We start from the raw sequence: 18,179 nt of genomic DNA on the forward strand, positions 1-18,179 counted from the left end.
ACAGAAAGAAAAGAGGTTTTAAATCATGACGCAGTATGCACTTGAAGTGCAGTCTCTGACAAAGAAGATCGGCAAAAAAACAATCGTGGATGATGTCAGCTTTCAAGTAGAAAAGGGAGAGATCTTTGGACTGCTTGGCCCTAATGGAGCCGGAAAAACAACAATCATCCGAATGATTGTCAGTCTGATTAACCGCACTGGCGGGAATGTCATCATCAATGGCCATAATCTCGATGATTCCTTTAAGGAAGCGATGAGCGAGATTGGCGCAATCGTTGAGAACCCGGAATTTTACAAATATATGAGCGGATTAAAAAACATCCGTCATTATGAACGAATGGCTGTAAAAGATATTTCAGAAAAACGCAGAAACGAAGTCATTGAACTTGTGGGACTTCAGCATGCGATGCATCAAAAGGTAAAAACATATTCTCTTGGTATGCGCCAGCGTCTTGGAGTTGCGCAGTCATTATTACATAATCCCTCTGTTTTAATTTTTGACGAGCCCACAAATGGCCTTGATCCGCAGGGAATCAGAGAGTTCAGAGATTACTTGCGCAAACTTGCAGACGATGGGATCTCTGTACTTGTATCTTCTCATCTGCTTTCTGAGATGCAGCTGATGTGCGACCGGTTTGCGATTATTGAAAAAGGAAAATTGATTCATATCTCATCCATGCATGATTCAATGGAAGAAAGCAAAGAAATGACGCGTGAGGTTATTTTTGAAGTAAGCGACAGCTCTGAGGCGGCCATTCTTATTAAAGAAAAAGGCTTATATGAAGGTGTAATTGAGGCAAATGGTGAGCAGCTTAAGCTTCATTTGGATAAGGAAAAGACGATGGTCATCAATCAGCTGCTCGTTCAAAACGGAGTCGGCGTATACGGAATCGTAAGCCATAAAGCAACACTTGAAGACCGCTTTTTAGAGCTGACGAACAAAGAGAAAAAGGAGCAAATGCAATGATTGGACTAATACAAAATGAATGGATGAAAATCTTTTCGAAAGTGTCCAGCTGGATATATCTTATATTAATAGTAATTATCGTATCCGGCGCTGCTTTTATTGATTATAAGTTTACAGAAAAGCCAAGCGAAGACTGGCGTCAGGATGTTCAAGCAGACATCACTCAGCTGCAAAAGGGAATGAAAGAGCTGCCTGAAGAAGAACGGGAATGGCAGCAAATGCAAATCGACGAAAAGCAGTTGTATTTGCAGGAAGATATAAATCCAAGTGCCAAGAGCACGTGGCATTTTCTGAATAATATCGTCTTTATGATCACTTCTGTCGTCACATTGTTTGCCGTTATTGTGTGCAGCGCCAACGTTGCTTCTGAATTTTCGGACGGCACCATTAAACAGCTTCTGATCAGGCCGCATAGAAGATGGAAGGTATTGCTTTCAAAATATATCGCAGCGACGCTTTATTCGCTTCTTCTTTTGCTCGTGCTGCTGACTGCCGGTTATTTAGCAGGTCTAATCTTGTTTGGAGCAGGCGACTTTAGTGAAAGAATGTTTGAGATTTCGATGGAAGGTCAAATGAATCCTGAAAATATCGTCGCTGTAGGCGATCAAACTGTGCTGAAGCTGCTTTATTTCCTGCCAAGTTTATTCATCGTGACGGCGATTGCTTTTATGCTGTCGACTTTATTTAAAAGTCAGGCGCTTGCCGTCGGCATCGGGATCTTTGTCCTCTTTTTCTCATCGACAATCGGAAGCGTCATTCTTTTCGTAGCTGAAAAATACACATGGACGAAATTTTTAATTTTTCCGCACATGGATTTGACCGTATATGCATATCAGGATAAAATCCTTGAGACAATTACGCTGCCAATCTCCTTGCTGATTTTGGCCATCTATTATGCGGTATTCATGACGGTGACGTTCATTTATTTCCAGAAAAGAGATATTAGCATATAATTTGCCACCAAAAAAGAATCAATTCGTTTGGTTCTTTTTTGGTTTATGGAGTAAAATAGAGGACAGACAAGAGTGGAGAAGAAATCAGGAGGAAAAACATCGTGCACAGAAACCAGAAATTCTATAATTATTTGCAGCAGCGGGCGCATCATTTAACAGAAGAGTGGTATGAGTCCCTCGATAAATCGAAAACAGGCGGAGTGTACACATCGAATGATCCTGAAGTCATTAAAGAGCTGAAGGCGCAAAACCAGGAATTTCATAAGAGATTTATTCAGGTATTTGCCGAGGAAGACATTAATTTTATGGAGCTTTTTGAAGAATGGATCGAGAAAATCGCTAAGGACGGTGAGCATTTAAATACTCCGATCCAGTTTATTATTAAAGAATTTATGAGAACGAGAAGTCAGTATTTAGATGAAGTATGTACATTTGCAGGTCTGTATCCGGATGAATACTCACAAGAGCAGATTAATGCCTGGAAGGATTTAATCGTCAGAGCACATGACAGAGTCATTTTTCATTACGTTGATGAAACACAAAAAACAGCTGACCGTCAATTAAAAGCTCAACAGGAAATGATTTATGAGCTCAGTTCGCCTGTTATCAAACTTCAAGATGATACTGCCTTGCTTCCGCTTGTTGGAGATATTGACACAGCACGGGCTAAAATGGTCCTAGAAAATACATTAAAACAATGTTCCGAAAAAAGGGTTTCTCATTTGTTTATTGATCTATCAGGAGTGGTTATGATTGATACAATGGTAGCGCATCAAATTTTTCAATTGATTGATGCGTTGAATCTTATTGGGATTAAGACAACCTTATCAGGCATTCGCCCTGAAATTGCGCTTACTTCCATGCAGCTTGGTCTTTCATTTGACAATATTTCAATTAAATCAACGTTATCTCAAGCTCTTGCTTCTAAGCCTGATAAATAATATTGGTGTTCAGGTTTACAGATTTATGGCCATAAAATGTATCCTATCAACGAAGTGTGTTGTGGTGTCTTTCTATTGATATAGGCCCATTAAGGGGTAATGAATGTTGAATCAAAAAATTTTGCAGCTTACAAAAGAATTACAGCTATCATCCGGCGGTCATATCTTTTATTATTTTCATGATGAACAAAAATATATTGAAAATACGGTTTCCTATATTCATGCTGGCATTGAACAAGGGGATTGTGTTCTTATTATTGAAAATGAAAGAATATTTCCTTCTGTATACAAGAAAATGCAAAGTCTTTTGACAGAAGAACAGCTTACTATGATCCATTATATAAATAATTTTGATTTCTACTGTTTGAATGGTGATTTCCATTCTGAAACAATAATAGATTATTTTTCTTCTATTTTAGATCCATATCTTACAAAAAATATTTCTGTCCGGACTTGGGCACATGTAGAATGGGGAAATACAGGAGAAATAACGGATCTAATCGGAGATTTTGAAAATAAGGCAAATAAAGCAGTATCTTCATTGGAACTAATCTCAGTGTGTGCCTATGATGCAGACAGAGTGCCTGACTCGCTTAAGGAATCATTATTGAGGTCTCACGAAATTCTAATGACGGATGAAGAAATCAAGAAGCAGACTATAGAACAAGAAAAATAAAATCGTTTTATGTAAGAGCGAAGAGAAAATCTTCGCTCTTATTTTTTGTATTCAACTGCCGCAGTTTCAATTTTAGCTAAAATCGTTGTTATTTTTCCGTTCAGGTCTTTTTCTTTGACGGGTATCACACGCCACCCTTGTTTATCGAGGTACTTCCTTTTTTTAAAATCCTCAATTTTGTCGGTTTCACAGACGCAGCGCAGAGCAATCCGATAATATGGGAGAACTAAATCCAGTGTATACGGTCCGCATTTTTCTTTAACCCTTACATAATAGCCATTGTTGCGGAGCGTATCATAAAGCCTTCGCTGCATCCTGTTTTCACATTTCTGATATTGATTCAGAAAGATAGCTGGGTCAGAACTTACATGAAGATAAAAGAGCACAATTAATAATGGCAGCCATAAAAAGAATATGAATAAAAGCGTAACCTGTGTCATGCTTATCACCTCTGTCCATTAGCTTTTGCAAGTCAGGTGTGATCCATTCTTTTTAGAGTTGGTGGAAAATAATGCAAGCATTCATGATAAAATAAAATAAAGCAGCTGCCAAACCTGTAATGAAAAGCACAAAACTTCTTTTCTTATTGTAAAAGCAGGAAAGCAGGAGCAAGAAAGCTTCAATTTAAAGCAGTCAAGCGTGTATAATAGAAGCATCAAAATCCAGAAAGAAGTGGAAGCTTTGAAGCTGAGTATTCTAGATCAGGCGCCGATTGCAAGCGGTGCAACCCCGCAGAACGCGCTGCAGGAATCATTGAAGCTTGCACAGCTCGCCGAAAAAACAGGTTATACTCGTTATTGGATAGCCGAGCATCATGATATGCCCGGGCTGGCATGTCCTGCGCCGGAAGTGATGCTGAGCTATATTGGTGCGGGGACAAGCACAATCCGGATCGGGGCTGGTGCGATCTTATTGCCGCATTACAAACCGTACAAAGTGGTGGAAACGTTTCATTTGCTTGCCTCTCTTTTTCCGGGAAGAATCGATCTGGGAATTGGACGGGCCCCTGGCGGATCAGCTGAAGCAACGATGGCGCTGTCTGATAATTTCCTTGAAAACGTAAGGACAATGCCGCAAAAATTGAAGGAGCTGCTCCGCTTTTTACATAGTGATTTTCCAGATGAGAATATGTTCTCGAAAATTAAGGCATCGCCCATTCCAGCAGAGCCTCCTGAAGTTTGGCTTCTCGGGACAAGTGAAAAAAGCGGAAAGCTTGCTGCTCAGACAGGAATAGCATACGCATTCGGCCAGTTTATGAGTGATAAGGACGGGGCGGAAATTCTGAAAGGTTACCGTACCCACTTTCAGCCGAAATATGAACTAAAGCAGCCCAAATCCATTCTGACCGTAAATGCCGTTTGTGCAGAAACAACAGAAAAAGCAAAAGAAATGGCATTGAGTGCTCATCTTTGGAGAATTCAGCAGTTCCAAGGGATAACATCCGGCATTCCATCAATAGACGAGGCAAAAGCTTACAAATACAAACCTGAAGAACGGGAAATGATTGAGGCAGCGGAAAAAAAGATGGTGATCGGAAATCCGTCTGAAGTTCGGAAGCAGCTTTTGGACATCGCAAGAAAGTACGGTGCGGACGAGCTGATGATTGTTACGATTATCCATAGCTACGATGACCGTCTCAAATCTTATGAATTAATTGCAAATGAAATGGGAGAGATGATGAAATGAAGAAATTAGGATTTGTACTAATGACGCTGCTTTTACTATTAATGGCAGCATGCGGCAATGAAGCAGATGATCAAGGTTCTGATAAACCGGCAAAGAAGGTTGAAAAAAATCCAGTTGTCACAATTACAATGGAAAACGATAAGCAAATCAAAGTTGAGCTGTATCCGGAGATTGCCCCCAACACGGTGGCTAACTTTATTTCGCTTATCAACGATAAATTTTATGACGGTTTGATTTTCCACCGTGTCATACCTGAATTCATGATCCAGGGCGGTGATCCTGAAGGAACTGGAACAGGTGGCCCGGACTACGCTATTAAAGGGGAATTCAGTTCAAACGGATTTGAAAATCCGCTCAAGCATGAACGCGGAGTCATCTCAATGGCCCGTTCGCAGTCCCCTGACAGTGCAGGCTCCCAATTTTTCATCATGGTTGCTGACTACCCAAGCTTAGACGGCGAATATGCCGCTTTCGGAAAAGTAACAGAAGGCATGGATGCAGTAGATGAAATCGTAAGCGCAGAAACAAATGGAGAAAAGCCAGTTAAAGATCAAAAAATGAAAACCGTTACCGTCGATACATTTGGCGAGGATTACGGGAAGCCTGAAAAGGTGAAGTAGAGGAAAGCAGCGGGAATCCGCTGCTTTTATTTTGCTTTTTTAGGTTCCTTTTCTTCATACGGAGCTTCGTTTTTTGTCTCACTCATTGGTGTTTCATTCGAATAAGTGCGGACAAGACCATTGTCAATATCGTTTGCAGGTGTATATTCATTGCTTGGCAGCTTGCGGTTTTTCTTGATGATTTTATAGAGAGAAAAAGTAATGAAACCAAGAATGACAGCGAGAAAGAAGATTTCCATTTGGACACCTCCGTTTGGTTATCCGTAAATATATATTTCTTTAGTCTATAAAGAGAATCCTCCTTCTTCCATTCAAAGATGGAAATTTAATGAAAATATTCCAGATTTTATTGCTTACCGCTTACACCTGTCATATAATTATTACATATGAAACAACAATTAAATGGAGACCAATTATTAAAGGTTTTAGAGGCTCTTTCTAATCCTTACCGTCTAAAGATTTTGGCTGTCCTATATAAGGAGAGGCAGTACGTCAGCCAGCTTGCAAGGCAGCTCGGCATAAGCAGGCCGCTGCTTTATTTGCACCTTCAAAAACTCGAAGATGCCGAATTAATCAAAGGTCATCATGAAATCTCTGAAGTTGGAAAAGCGATGAAATATTTTGAGCTTATCCCTTTCTGTCTTCCAATCGATGAATCTATGATTGCCAGTGTGGCTGAAAGTGTGACGATAAAGAAGAAAAAGGAGTGAAGGATTTTTCTATTTAATAACGGAAACGGGGGTTGGAGAAGTGGAGATTTTGACTACTTTAGGACCAATTATAATCATGATTTTAATGGTATCTGTTCCATTATTCGTGATCATTCGATTATTTCGGAGAATGGAAGCACGAGCTGAAGAAAGACTAAAATTAGATCGAGAGCAAATTTCTTTTCAAAAAAATCAACTGAAAGCCAGTCAGGAATTAAATAGACGTTTAACTAACATCGAAAACATGCTTAAAGAAGTTGAATAAATAGAAAACCCACCCTTATGCCAAATGCAATAAGGGTGGGTTTTTTACTTTACTGATTCAGAAATTTCACACAAACCGGATCCGGAACCGTTATATCAGATTGAAGCAAAGTAAGTTTGCCTGTTTCCTGATCTCTTTCAAATAAAACAAGGCTGCTGCTTTCCTGGTTTGAGGCAATCAGAAATTTTTCTGTCGGATCAAGTGCGAAGTCACGCGGCCAGTTACCTTCTGTAGATGTGCGTTCAACAAATGTCAGCTCGCCGCTGTCGCTGTTTGTGCTGAATACGGCAATGCTGTCATGTCCGCGGTTGGCTGCATAAACGAACCTTCCGTCAGAAGAAATGTGGATCGCGCTGCCTTGATTATTTTCAGTGAAATCATCGGGAATTGTTGAGATGTACTGTAATTCTGTAAAGCTGCCATCTTCTTGGCTGTAAGCAAGAACGACAACTTCATTGCTCAGTTCGGTCATTAAATAAGCGATTTTTCCGTTCGGATGGAACGTCATATGTCTTGGGCCGCTTCCCGCATGTAAATGAAGGCTGTGTATTTCGTTTAATTCACCTTTGTTTAATTCGTAGGTATACAGTTTATCTGTTCCTAAGTCGATGGCAGCCACATATTTCTGGTCAGGAGTAAAGCCTGCATAATGGGCATGTGGTCCATCTTGTCTGTCTTTATTGGGTCCATCTCCTACATGCTTTTTAATAGAGAGAGAAGGATAAAGAGTTTCGCTTTCAGTATTCATTTCATACGATTCAATCGTGCCGTTATGATAATTGGCCGAAACAACAAATTGATTTTCGTCATTCACACTGACATGACATGGAGAGGCGCCCCGCAGAAGCTGGCGGTTCAATTCCTTTAATTCGCCTGTTTCCGTATTTCTTGAGTAAGCAACTACGCCGCCTGCCTCTCCTTCTTTAGCAACAGCATAAACAAAGCGGTTGTCCTTGCTGAGGTTTAAGTATGTAGGGTTATCAAGTGCTGCAGCAACGCTGACTTCACCAAGTTTTTTAGCAGCTGTATCAAGTGTAAAAGAGTAAATACCTTTGCTGTCGCCTTTTGTATAAGTACCAATATAGCCAGTATACTTCATCTTTTTTCCTCCTATTTAGTAGGTTTGCCTTTATTTTAGCACATGAAGCGCGTGAACTCTCATTTGAAAGGTCAGATATTCTTCCATACCCTCCCGGCTTGAAAAAAGAAACCCTTTTTCTTTAAATATATCCAGAAGCTATTCCAATCATTTCGGTACGCTTTGCAGTCGTTTTTTTTTTACAAACCTATCAATCGAGTATTACCAAGTCATGAGAGAATGCTGGAAGCATTCTTTTTTTTGTGTATTTTCAAACTATTAAAAAAATTTTTATTGAAAAAAGATTCGACAACCAATATGATAATAAAAAATGCACTCATGTAATAAAAGGTAACATTTTGTTATTTTTTAGGAAAAAAGGAGGTGAAAAGCTAAGTTACTTGAACAAAAAGAAAACCATTAGAAAAGGGGAAAAATTCAATGAAAAACAGCAATAAGCTTATAGGTGTCCTGTTATTTGCCATTATTCTCATGCTATCAGGATGCGGCAGCAGTGAAAAAGCAAGCAATAGTGCAGAGCCAGATGAGAAGAAAGTCCTTAAAGTTGGAACCGATGCGGCATTCGCGCCGTTTGAATACATGGATAAAGGGAAAATTGTTGGCTTTGATGTCGATTTTCTGGCTGCAGTTATGGAAGAGGCAGGCTATAAGCATAAACTCGACAACATCGGGTGGGATCCATTATTTGCATCCGTACAAGGGAAACAAATCGATTTGGCTATCTCAGGTATTACAATCAATGACGATCGCAAACAAACCTATGATTTTTCAATTCCTTATTTTGAATCCACACATATGATTGTTTTTAAAGAAGGTACAGACATTAAAAGCGCTGAAGATCTTAAAGGGAAGAAAATCGGCGTGCAAAACGGTACAACCGGACAGCTTGCTGCAGAAAAAGTAGTCGGCGCAAATAACAATATATCAAAATATGAAAATACCGCTGTTGCATTTATGGCACTTGAAAATAATGATGTTGAAGTGGTTGTGACAGATAATGTTGTGGCAAGTGAATATACAAAGAATAATCCAAACAGCAAAGTCAAAGCGATAGAAGATAAAGACAGCTTTGAATCTGAATTTTACGGCTTAATGTTTCCGAAAGACAGCAAGTTAAAAGCAGAATTTGATGAAGCAATTAAAGCGGTCATTGAAAGCGGGAAGTACGCAGAAATCTATGAAAAGTGGTTTGGAAAAGAGCCGAGTGTAGACACTCTATTAAAAGCTGAATAAATACCGGGCTTTTCATTCGATTTAAACATAAAGGAGACAGCTATGGATTTCCGTTTTGATATTATAGCAGATTATCTGCCGCTTTTTATAGAAGGAACACTATGGACAATCGCCATCACTATTATGGGCGTGCTGCTTGGCGCAATTTTAGGTCTTTTTATCGGAATCGGTAAAATGATGAAAAACCCGCTGGCAAAACTGCCTTTTGTCTGGTATATCAATTTTTTCAGAGGAACACCGCTGCTTGTTCAAATATTCATAATCCATTTCGGCGTTATGCCGTTGTTTATGACTACTGTGAATCCCATCATATCAGGAGTTGTCTCCTTAGCCTTAAATGCTGCTGCTTACATAGCGGAAATTTTCAGAGCCGGCATTAAGTCAATCGACAGGGGACAGATGGAAGCTGCACGATCACTTGGAATGAATCATATGCAAGCAATGAAGGAAGTGATTTTGCCGCAGGCAGTGAAACGGATGATTCCTCCGCTTGGAAATGAATTTATCGTGCTGCTTAAAGATTCTTCGCTGATTTCGTTAATTTCAGTGCCGGAATTAATGTATTGGGGCAAGGCCGCTACCGGTCAATATTACCGGATTTGGGAACCTTACTTAACAGTCGCTTTCGTTTATTTAGTGCTCACATTAAGCCTAACCTATTTGCTAAATTATGTTGAAAGAAGGTTAGACACAGAATGATCTCGGTAAAAGCACTGAAAAAATCTTTTGGCAAAAATGAAGTACTCAAAGGGATATCATTGGAAGTACAGCCGCAGGAAGTTGTCGTCGTTATTGGGCCTTCAGGCTCAGGAAAATCAACGTTTCTGAGATGTTTGAATTTATTGGAAACCATTTCAGACGGGCATGTGTACATCGAAGGTGCTGATTTGACCGCCCGATCGACAGATATCAATGCTATAAGAAAAGATGTGGGAATGGTCTTTCAGCATTTTAACTTGTTTCCGCACAAGACAGTCCTTGAAAATCTGACGGTCTCTCCAATCATTGTACGAAAATGGAGCAAGGAAAAAGCAGAAGCTAAAGCACGTGAGCTGCTGCAAAAAGTGGGGCTTTCTGAAAAAGTAAATGTTTATCCTGATTCTTTATCAGGCGGACAAAAGCAGCGTGTGGCGATTGCGCGGGCACTCGCGATGGAACCGAAAATCATGTTATTTGACGAGCCAACCTCAGCACTGGATCCAGAAATGGTTGGAGAAGTGCTCGAAGTTATGAAGCAGCTGGCTAAAGAAGGAATGACAATGATGATTGTCACGCATGAAATGGGTTTTGCCCGCGAAGTAGGGGATCGTGTTATCTTTATGGATGAGGGAATGATCATCGAAGAGAACACTCCTAAGGAGTTATTTGAAAATACGCAGCATGAACGAACAAAGAGTTTTCTCAGTAAGATATTGTAGAAGCAAGCAAAGGACAGAATTAAAAAAAGCTGCAGCCAACTCAAATGGCTGCAGCTTTTAACGTTTTCGAAATCCTAAATCATGCAGAGCGTGTTTCATATTGAATTTAGTCGTAACTGCATGAAAATCAAGTCCAAGACTCATAATGGTCTGGGCAATTTCAGGACGAATGCCTGTCAGTACTGTCTCAATGCCACTAAGCTTTAAAGCATTAACGATTTTGAAAAGTTGATCAGCAACCATTGTATCGATAATCGGAACTCCTGATACATCCAGAATCACATGCTCTAAATTCAGACGGGCTCCTTCATGGAGCGCAACTTTCATAATTAAGGAAGCACGGCGAGTATCGATTGCGCCAACAAGCGGGATAACGGCGATGCCATCGGCAATCGGCACAACAGGAACAGATAATTCTTCAAGTGCCGAATAAGCGATCGCCATTAATTCATTGGTATGATTTTCATAAACATTGCTGATTACACTGCACGCCTTATCAAGGAGGGGATCGATTATTTTTGATACATCAAGCATCGTAATGGCTGAAAAATTGTTTTTATGGAGCTCCTCAGTGAGAGTATCCCATAATGCAGTACGGTAAGCAGCAATTGCACGCAGACATTGGCTTAACGGAACATCAAAATGGATCGCCCGCATAGAAAGTTTCATGCTCCAATTCTTCACATTATCATTTTTTACAGACTCTTTTTCTCCGCATAAAGCCTGCCCTAAATATCCAATCAGTTCTTCACGTAATGCGATGCGTTCTTCTAATGGAAAACCGGATTCTTCCAGCTGCTGTGTATGCTGTGAATCTTGAACCTTTGGTATATTCAGCGTTATCTGCCATGCGTTTTCCTGTATTTTATGACCGATATAATGCAGCTCTTCCTTCATTAAGTACTATTTCTCCTTTTGAAACTCAGATAGGTTAAGTATAAAAGATTCTTGAGTGAAAAGACAGGAGGCGAACGAGGAATTAAAAAAATACATAGCTTGTCCCAAAATTGAATGCTGTTCATATATGAGTACCCAAAGAGGTGGGAGTAAGAAAATGAGGGAATCAAAAGGCTTCTATGAGTACTCAAATAGGTGAGAATAAGAAAATGAGGGAATCAAAAGGCTACTATGAGTACCAAAAGAGGTGAGAATAAGAAAATGAGGGAATCAAAAGGCTTCTATGAGTACTCAAAGAGGTGAGAATAAGAAAATGAGGGAATCAAAAGGCTTCTATGAGTACCCAAAGAGGTGAGAATAAGAAAATGAGGGAATCAAAAGGCTACTATGAGTACCAAAAGAGGTGAGAATAAGAAAATGAGGGAATCAAAAGGCTTCTATGAGTACTCAAAGAGGTGAGAATAAGAAAATGAGGGAATCAAAAGGCTTCTATGAGTACCCAAAGAGGTGAGAATAAGAAAATGAGGGAATCAAAAGGCTTCTATGAGTACTCAAAAAGGTGAGAATAAGAAAATGAGGGAATCAAAAGGCTTCTATGAGTACTCAAAAAGGTGAGAATAAGAAAATGAGGGAATCAAAAGGCTTCTATGAGTACTCAAATAGGTGAGGATAAGAAAATGAGGGAATCAAAAGGCTTCTATGAGTACTCAAATAGGTGAGAATAAGAAAATGAGGGAATCAAAAGGCTTCTATGAGTACTCAAATAGGTGAGGATAAGAAAATGGGGTCTTATTCATCCTCTATGAGTACCTAAAGAAGTAAAAAAAGAAATTGGGGTCATCAAACAATTTCTATGAGCACCCCAAAAAAACAAAATTTGAAAAGAGATAGTTTTAAATAGATTCCGTTTTATTAGCAATCCTCTCAATGATCTCCCCAAGCTCATCCGGCCGGTGAAACTCAATCGGCGAGACACCTTTCTCAAACTGAATCGTATCCGCTTCAACCAGCAGCACATACCGTCCATTGATCTTACCTAGGTGAATGTTCTCCCCAAAGTCGGCAAGCAATCCTTTAATAGACGTTTCACCAAGCTTCATTTTCAGCTCAGCTTCAGGAGTGTGTTCAACAATCTGAGCTGCAGCTTCAATCACTTGGTGCGTGTCTAATCGCTCTTGAATTTCGCGCTTTTCGCTTGCTTCCCAAATTTCCATGTCATGTTCGAACTGCTGGCGCTCCTGGCTGTTTTCCTCGTAGGTTTCGAGGACATGCTCCTGGACCATGCTCATCACTTGGGTTTTCATGATTTCGGGCATGGATTCTCCGTATTCGACGAATTTTAAGAAGTCTTCAAAGTAGCGGGCGTGTGAGGCCTGATGAATTTTCAGCTCGCCCGGCTCTGTCATACCTTCCTCAGGCATATGCGGGTACTGGATTGATTTCATGTTTTTTGTTGTGATCGCCATTTGCACGTTGCGGATGAGCGTGGATTCATCAGAGATTGAAGCAACTTTTGGTTCAAAATCACATTTTAAGATGAACAAAAAAGTATCTTCAAAGTACTTTTCTGGAGTGGCGGAAAGAACTAGAAATGCCCCGCCGCGAACTGCGCTTGCATCTAAATAAGCCCCGACAAATCGTTCGCTGGCTTCTTTAAACGATTCTTTTGTATCAGCAGTCAGCGCTTTGTGGAAAAGGTTGTAGTTCGGATTAGAATCCAGCTCATAGCCTGGCTCAACGACAAAGTGGCCAAGCTTCGTCGGAACCTGTTCGCTGCGCGGATGCTTCTCGACTTTGCGCTTGACGATTTTCTTCAATTCGCCGTCCAAAAAGTCTTTCAGTGCGTTTCCTTCGTATTCTTCTGTTGTTAATGTTTGAAAATGCTTGTATTGTTTATTGGCATTCTCCTCTTTGCCATCCACTTGGATAAGGTAAAAAGAGAGATAGTTAATGTTGAATTCCATAGATTCACCTGCTTCTTTTTCAGTTCCTCAAGTGTAAAAGATTGGACTAAAGCAGTCAATCTATTACACTATTTTTATCAAAAGAAGAAGAGGAGAAAATAGATAGAATTTTCAATTAAAATATTGCAATTTTTTCCGGTTATGTGTATAATCCTCTTAACTAAACGTATTTCACGCCTAAAGAGTTAGCCCTCTTGTGTTCCGTGATCTAGTTTATAACCAGCTTGAATAGGATTTTTATAATCTGCTGAATTGTCTTTGGAAGAGCTTATTAACGTTGACAAAAGCCAGCTGCCTTTAGTGTGCAGCTGGCTTTTTTATATTTACAATAAAGGGGATGAGGTAAATGATGAACTTTAACTTATCAGAAGAACAAAATGCAGTAAGGAAAATGGTCCGTGATTTCGTAGATAAAGAAATTAATCCGAATATTGCAGAGTGGGATTCAGCTGGGCATTTCGAGCCTGCCATATTGAAAAAGCTTGCAGAGCTTGGACTTATGGGAATTTGTATTCCGGAAGAATACGGCGGCAGCGCCATGGACTACAATACACTTGCAATTGTATGCGAGGAGCTTGAGCGCGGCGATACAGCTTACCGTACAGCTGTTTCGGTTCATACGGGTTTGAACAGCCTGACGCTGCTGCAATGGGGAAATGAAGAACAAAAGCAGAAATACTTAGTACCGCAAGCGAAAGGCGAAAAGGTTGGGGCGTTTGGATTAACAGAGCCGAATGCGGGATCTGATGTGGCTGCGCTTCAAACGACTGCAGTTTTAGAAGGTGATTATTACATACTGAACGGTCAGAAGACGTGGATTTCTTTATGTGATTATGCGGATCATTTCCTCGTGTTTGCCTATACGGATAAAAGCAAAAAACATCATGGCATCTCAGCATTTATTGTCGAACGCACAATGCCGGGCTTTAATTCAAAAGCAATCAAAGGCAAGCTTGGGATCCGCGCAGGCAACACAGGAGAAATTTTCTTTGATCATATTAAAGTTCCGAAAGAAAATCTGCTTGGGCAAGTTGGAGACGGCTTTAAAATTGCGATGTCCGCACTTGATAACGGGCGTTTCACAGTTGCAGCAGGAGCATGCGGGCTCATTAAGGCATGTATTGAAGAAAGCGTGAACTACTGTCACGAACGGAAAACGTTCGGAAAAGAAATTGGAAAGCATCAGCTCGTTCAGCAAATGATCGCAAAAATGGAAGCTGGCTATCAAATGTCGCGGCTGCTGGTATTCCGTGCAGGCTGCCTGAAAAACGAAGGCAAGCGCAATACGAGAGAAACGTCGCTTGCAAAATGGCAGTCCTGTGATTTCGCAAACGAAGCAGCTAACGATGCCGTGCAAATTCACGGGGCATATGGATATTCCAACGAATATCCAGTCGAACGCTTCTTGAGAAATTCAAAAGCACCAGTCATTTATGAGGGAACAAGAGAGATCCACACGATCATGCAGGCGGAATACGTTTTAGGATACCGTGAAGATAAAGCACTTTCGAGTATGCTGCCCAGCTGGCCGTTTGAAGAGGCTAAGGAAAAAGTAAAAAGGTAAATGTGGAAGCCCGCGGCGGATAGCTGCGGGTTTTGTTAATATGTTCAAATTTTATTAGGTTCCTCTTTGTGCGGCAGGGGTATTGGATCGTTAGGACTTTTTAGGAAATTCACTTTTGTTCACATTTATACGGAATTAAGTTGAAAAGTCTTGGAATTAATTTGAAAAGTCTTGGAATTAAGATATAAAGTCTCGGAATTAAGTTGAAAAGTCTCGGAATTAAGTTGAAAAGTCTTGGAATTAAGTTAGAAAGTCTCGGAATTAAATTGGACAGTCTCGGAATTAAATTGGACAGTCTCGGAATTAAGTTAAAAGTCTCGGAATTAAGATATAAAGTCTCGGAATTATTTCGAAAAGTACCGGAATTACTTCCGCCGCTCCAAAATAATCCAGAACACAAGTCGCAATCACTTTATTTCATAACGGGAACCCTCAAAAGAAAGCAGGATTCCCCCGATAAATAAAGAAGTAAGTCAGTATCAAATTGGGGTTTTTGTCGAAAGGACGGGCTGCACGATGCATTCACAGACGATGTTTATTGCCGGCCATGCACGTTTGCCAGCAGGAATGGCTGCAAAAAATGTATATGATATGCTGACCATTACGGTTGAAATTGATAAAAGGTATGCGGTGATTTTGGAAGCGTCCTGTACACTTGCGACAGAACACGGGAGAGATTTCGTCGGACGCCTGCTTCGCGGCTACAGTCTTTTGCATGGTGTGGATGAAGTTGTTCAGCATGTAAAAGAAAACTACTGCGGGAAAGCCATTCATGCGATTGTTGCCGCTCTATCAGACCTTCATTTTCAGTATCAGCAGCTGAAATTAGAGAGGTGACAGGGATGAATGCGAAGATCATTGAACATATTCCTTTTCCATGTATTGTGACGTCAAACAGCCATATCATTTTACACAGCAATGAAGTTGTCCTGAAATTTACCAAGCGCATTGGCGTTCAAAATATGAAAGTCAGCGAGTTATTTGATGTGTGGGAAGAACTCGAAGGCGGGAAACTGATCCATGCGAGCAGCAATGGCTCAAGCTGTATTTTTATGAAGACAAAGCTTGCCGATTCTTCTGACAAGCTCTATATTGGAACCGTTTCCACTGAGCTGATTTCCTTGATAAATGAGCTTAAGGAGTCGAAGAGGGTCAATCGGGAACTTGATGCAATTATCGAAAATTCATATGACGGCATTTATATTACAGATAAAGAGGGAATTACGTTAAAGACGAATTCAGCGATTGAGCGGATAACCGGCATTCCGAAAGATTACTATATCGGGAAAAATGTGAATGCCCTTATTAACCGCGGCATTCTTGAAAATTCAGTCACTCATAAAGTATTGGACAAAAAACGGAGTGTTTCCGTCGTTCAGCTGAACCGGGCAGGGAAAGAAACGCTCCTCACCGGCAATCCGGTATTTAACGATAAAGGCGAAATCGAGAGCATCGTGACAAATATCCGTGATCTCTCAGAGCTTAACGAACTTCAAAGTGCATTGCGGAAAGCTACGAAATTGAATGACAGCTATAAAAAAGAAATTGAGAGGTTAAAAGGAAAAAAAGATTTGAACGGAGATGTCGTCATTAAAAGCGAAGAATTGGTCTCCATTTATGAAACGGCTGACAGAGTTGTGGATGTAGATGCAACAATTTTAATCCTAGGGGAAACCGGAGTCGGCAAGGACGTGCTTGCCCGCTACATTTACAGCAAAAGTGCCCGTGCAGGAAAGGGTGAGTTCATTAAAGTGAATTGCGGGGCGATCCCTGCTGATTTGCTTGAATCGGAGCTGTTTGGCTATGAAGCAGGCGCTTTTACGGGAGCGAATAAACATGGGAAACCAGGCATGTTTGAAATGGCGCACAAGGGTGTCGTGTTTTTGGATGAAATCGGCGAGATGCCGCTAAGTCTTCAGGTAAAGCTGCTGCGTGTCATACAGGAAAAAGAAATTCAGCGCGTAGGCGGAACTTCACCCAAAAAAGTGGATGTCAGAATCCTTGCCGCCACAAATAAAGATCTTAAGGACATGGTTCAAAACGGAGAGTTCCGTGAGGATTTATTCTACCGTTTAAATGTTGTCCCGATTCTCATTCCTTCGCTAAGGGACCGAAAAAGCGATATCCTGCCGCTGACGGAGCTTTTTTTGGAAAAAGCCAACAAAAGGTATGAGAAGAAGAAACGGATGGATACGGCTCTTAAAGATTTTTTTTATACATACAGCTGGCCTGGAAATGTACGGGAGCTTGCGAATTTAATTGAAAGACTCGTCTTAATCAGCGAAGAGGATTTATTAAAGACCCGGCATCTTCCTTCAGAGTATAAGCGGCAGGAAGGACCCATTCATATTTCTAAAATTGTCACATTGAAGGAAGCGGCAGAGCTTGCTGAGGAGAAGATCTTGTCGCTTGCGGTTAAAAAGTACAAAACGACCTATGAAATTGCTGAAGCTCTAGACAGCAGCCAGCCTACGATTGTGAGAAAGATGAAGAAGTATGGATTGTGTTTCGAACAGCCTGTCCAATAAAACGCCTCCCGAACCCGGGCAGTCTGCAGGAGAATCCTTCATACAATTGTCGAATATTAGCATATAATCTCGTGGTACAATAAAACATATTGAATCATGAGGAGAGAATACTTATGGAAGAAACAGCTCGCACAGGCAAGAATTATACAGCGATTATCGTCACACTTTCCCTTGTCGTAAATGCGATTATTCTTGGTTTGTTCTTTTTGCCGATCGGCTATGGCGGCGAAGTTAAATTTGATATTCATATTTTTCCGCGGATAAATGCCGTACTGAACAGCTTTACGTTTGTTTTTCTAGTCATAGCGCTTGTCTCCATTATTAAGAAAAATGTGAAGCTGCATAAAGGCTTTATTTTAGCCGCTTTTACTACGACATTGCTTTTCTGTGTGTCTTATCTGACGTATCACTACATGTCAGGTGAAACAACGCGTTTTGGCGGAGAAGGTTTCATTCGAAATGTCTATTTCTTCATTCTGATTACACACAGCTTCCTTGCTGCAATCATTGTTCCGCTTGCCCTGTTCTCACTTGTCTGGGGCTGGACAGGCCAGCTTACAAAGCACCGCAGGATTGTACGCTGGAGTATGCCGATCTGGTTATATGTAAGCTTTACGGGTGTCATTGTTTACTTGATGATCTCACCGTATTATTGAAA

20 protein-coding genes are annotated in these 18,179 nt (G+C 40.7%); 15 read left to right on the forward strand and 5 right to left on the reverse strand.

The annotated features are described in order from the left end of the window. The first annotated feature begins 25 nt into the window (after positions 1-25). The 4 genes from K8L98_RS07950 (at position 26) to K8L98_RS07965 (ending at position 3,537) form a co-directional block, all read left to right on the forward strand. Positions 26-967 (forward strand): ABC transporter ATP-binding protein, encoded by a 942-nt coding sequence (locus K8L98_RS07950; protein WP_223440965.1) that lies wholly within the window; start codon positions 26-28, stop codon positions 965-967. Further along, positions 964-1,920, forward strand: coding sequence for an ABC transporter permease (locus K8L98_RS07955; protein ID WP_223440968.1), 957 nt, complete (start codon positions 964-966; stop codon positions 1,918-1,920). The genes K8L98_RS07950 and K8L98_RS07955 overlap by 4 nt, the downstream gene beginning before the upstream one ends. A gap of 101 nt (positions 1,921-2,021) precedes the next feature. Continuing rightward, positions 2,022-2,861, forward strand: a complete 840-nt coding sequence (locus tag K8L98_RS07960) for an STAS domain-containing protein (protein ID WP_223440971.1) — start codon at positions 2,022-2,024, stop codon at positions 2,859-2,861. 106 nt (positions 2,862-2,967) lie between these two features. After that, on the forward strand, positions 2,968-3,537 hold the full coding sequence (locus K8L98_RS07965) for an MEDS domain-containing protein (protein WP_223440974.1): 570 nt from the start codon (positions 2,968-2,970) through the stop codon (positions 3,535-3,537). Between the two features lie 38 nt (positions 3,538-3,575). Here the strand turns inward: K8L98_RS07965 and K8L98_RS07970 are convergent, their stop codons facing one another. Continuing rightward, complete coding sequence (locus tag K8L98_RS07970) at positions 3,576-3,977, reverse strand: hypothetical protein (RefSeq protein ID WP_223440977.1); 402 nt, start codon at positions 3,975-3,977, stop codon at positions 3,576-3,578. Between the two features lie 241 nt (positions 3,978-4,218). Here K8L98_RS07970 and K8L98_RS07975 point away from each other — a divergent pair, with 241 nt between their 5' ends. Continuing rightward, positions 4,219-5,223, forward strand: coding sequence for an LLM class flavin-dependent oxidoreductase (locus K8L98_RS07975; protein WP_223440980.1), 1,005 nt, complete (start codon positions 4,219-4,221; stop codon positions 5,221-5,223). Beyond that, positions 5,220-5,843 (forward strand): peptidylprolyl isomerase, encoded by a 624-nt coding sequence (locus K8L98_RS07980; protein ID WP_223440984.1) that lies wholly within the window; start codon positions 5,220-5,222, stop codon positions 5,841-5,843. The genes K8L98_RS07975 and K8L98_RS07980 overlap by 4 nt, the downstream gene beginning before the upstream one ends. Positions 5,844-5,869: 26 nt before the next feature. Here the strand turns inward: K8L98_RS07980 and K8L98_RS07985 are convergent, their stop codons facing one another. Then, a complete protein-coding gene (locus K8L98_RS07985; RefSeq protein ID WP_223440987.1) occupies positions 5,870-6,082 on the reverse strand; it encodes a hypothetical protein in 213 nt (70 codons plus the stop codon). 147 nt (positions 6,083-6,229) lie between these two features. On the opposite strand from K8L98_RS07985, the gene K8L98_RS07990 reads away from it, so the two are divergent. Further along, on the forward strand, positions 6,230-6,553 hold the full coding sequence (locus tag K8L98_RS07990; RefSeq protein WP_223440992.1) for an ArsR/SmtB family transcription factor: 324 nt from the start codon (positions 6,230-6,232) through the stop codon (positions 6,551-6,553). A gap of 49 nt (positions 6,554-6,602) precedes the next feature. Next, on the forward strand, positions 6,603-6,818 hold the full coding sequence (locus K8L98_RS07995) for a hypothetical protein (protein WP_223440995.1): 216 nt from the start codon (positions 6,603-6,605) through the stop codon (positions 6,816-6,818). Positions 6,819-6,867: 49 nt separating this feature from the next. Here the strand turns inward: K8L98_RS07995 and K8L98_RS08000 are convergent, their stop codons facing one another. Further along, the gene (locus tag K8L98_RS08000) at positions 6,868-7,917 is read right to left on the reverse strand and encodes a lactonase family protein (protein ID WP_223440998.1); all 1,050 of its coding nucleotides are present in this window, start codon (positions 7,915-7,917) and stop codon (positions 6,868-6,870) included. A gap of 420 nt (positions 7,918-8,337) precedes the next feature. Here K8L98_RS08000 and K8L98_RS08005 point away from each other — a divergent pair, with 420 nt between their 5' ends. Genes K8L98_RS08005 through K8L98_RS08015 form a run of 3 tightly spaced genes read left to right on the forward strand, consistent with a single transcriptional unit; the run spans position 8,338 to position 10,568 of the window. Further along, positions 8,338-9,150 carry a basic amino acid ABC transporter substrate-binding protein gene (locus tag K8L98_RS08005; protein ID WP_223441000.1) on the forward strand — a complete coding sequence of 271 codons (813 nt, stop codon included), beginning with the start codon at positions 8,338-8,340 and terminating at the stop codon, positions 9,148-9,150. 42 nt (positions 9,151-9,192) lie between these two features. Continuing rightward, on the forward strand, positions 9,193-9,849 hold the full coding sequence (locus K8L98_RS08010) for an amino acid ABC transporter permease (RefSeq protein ID WP_223441003.1): 657 nt from the start codon (positions 9,193-9,195) through the stop codon (positions 9,847-9,849). Then, the gene (locus tag K8L98_RS08015; RefSeq protein WP_223441005.1) at positions 9,846-10,568 is read left to right on the forward strand and encodes an amino acid ABC transporter ATP-binding protein; all 723 of its coding nucleotides are present in this window, start codon (positions 9,846-9,848) and stop codon (positions 10,566-10,568) included. The genes K8L98_RS08010 and K8L98_RS08015 overlap by 4 nt, the downstream gene beginning before the upstream one ends. A 57-nt stretch (positions 10,569-10,625) precedes the next feature. Here K8L98_RS08015 and K8L98_RS08020 read toward each other — a convergent pair whose 3' ends face one another. Both K8L98_RS08020 and K8L98_RS08025 read right to left on the reverse strand, forming a co-directional pair. Next, entirely contained in the window at positions 10,626-11,465 is an 840-nt protein-coding gene (locus K8L98_RS08020; protein ID WP_223441007.1) for an STAS domain-containing protein, read from the reverse strand. 893 nt (positions 11,466-12,358) lie between these two features. Continuing rightward, positions 12,359-13,429: a DUF3900 domain-containing protein gene (locus tag K8L98_RS08025; RefSeq protein WP_223441009.1), complete on the reverse strand. Its 1,071-nt coding sequence runs from the start codon at positions 13,427-13,429 to the stop codon at positions 12,359-12,361. Positions 13,430-13,778: 349 nt separating this feature from the next. Here K8L98_RS08025 and K8L98_RS08030 point away from each other — a divergent pair, with 349 nt between their 5' ends. From K8L98_RS08030 to K8L98_RS08045, 4 genes are all read left to right on the forward strand, one after another. After that, entirely contained in the window at positions 13,779-14,993 is a 1,215-nt protein-coding gene (locus K8L98_RS08030) for an acyl-CoA dehydrogenase family protein (RefSeq protein ID WP_223443263.1), read from the forward strand. A 516-nt stretch (positions 14,994-15,509) separates the two neighbouring features. Then, positions 15,510-15,830: a DUF3870 domain-containing protein gene (locus K8L98_RS08035; protein ID WP_223441012.1), complete on the forward strand. Its 321-nt coding sequence runs from the start codon at positions 15,510-15,512 to the stop codon at positions 15,828-15,830. 5 nt (positions 15,831-15,835) lie between these two features. Beyond that, on the forward strand, positions 15,836-17,521 hold the full coding sequence (locus tag K8L98_RS08040; protein WP_223441015.1) for a sigma-54 interaction domain-containing protein: 1,686 nt from the start codon (positions 15,836-15,838) through the stop codon (positions 17,519-17,521). 113 nt (positions 17,522-17,634) lie between these two features. Continuing rightward, positions 17,635-18,177, forward strand: a complete 543-nt coding sequence (locus tag K8L98_RS08045) for a DUF420 domain-containing protein (protein WP_223441018.1) — start codon at positions 17,635-17,637, stop codon at positions 18,175-18,177. The last annotated feature ends 2 nt before the right edge of the window (positions 18,178-18,179 follow it).

Origin of the sequence: Metabacillus dongyingensis (assembly GCF_019933155.2) — a bacterium.
Lineage (GTDB): Bacteria > Bacillota > Bacilli > Bacillales > Bacillaceae > Bacillus_P > Bacillus_P dongyingensis.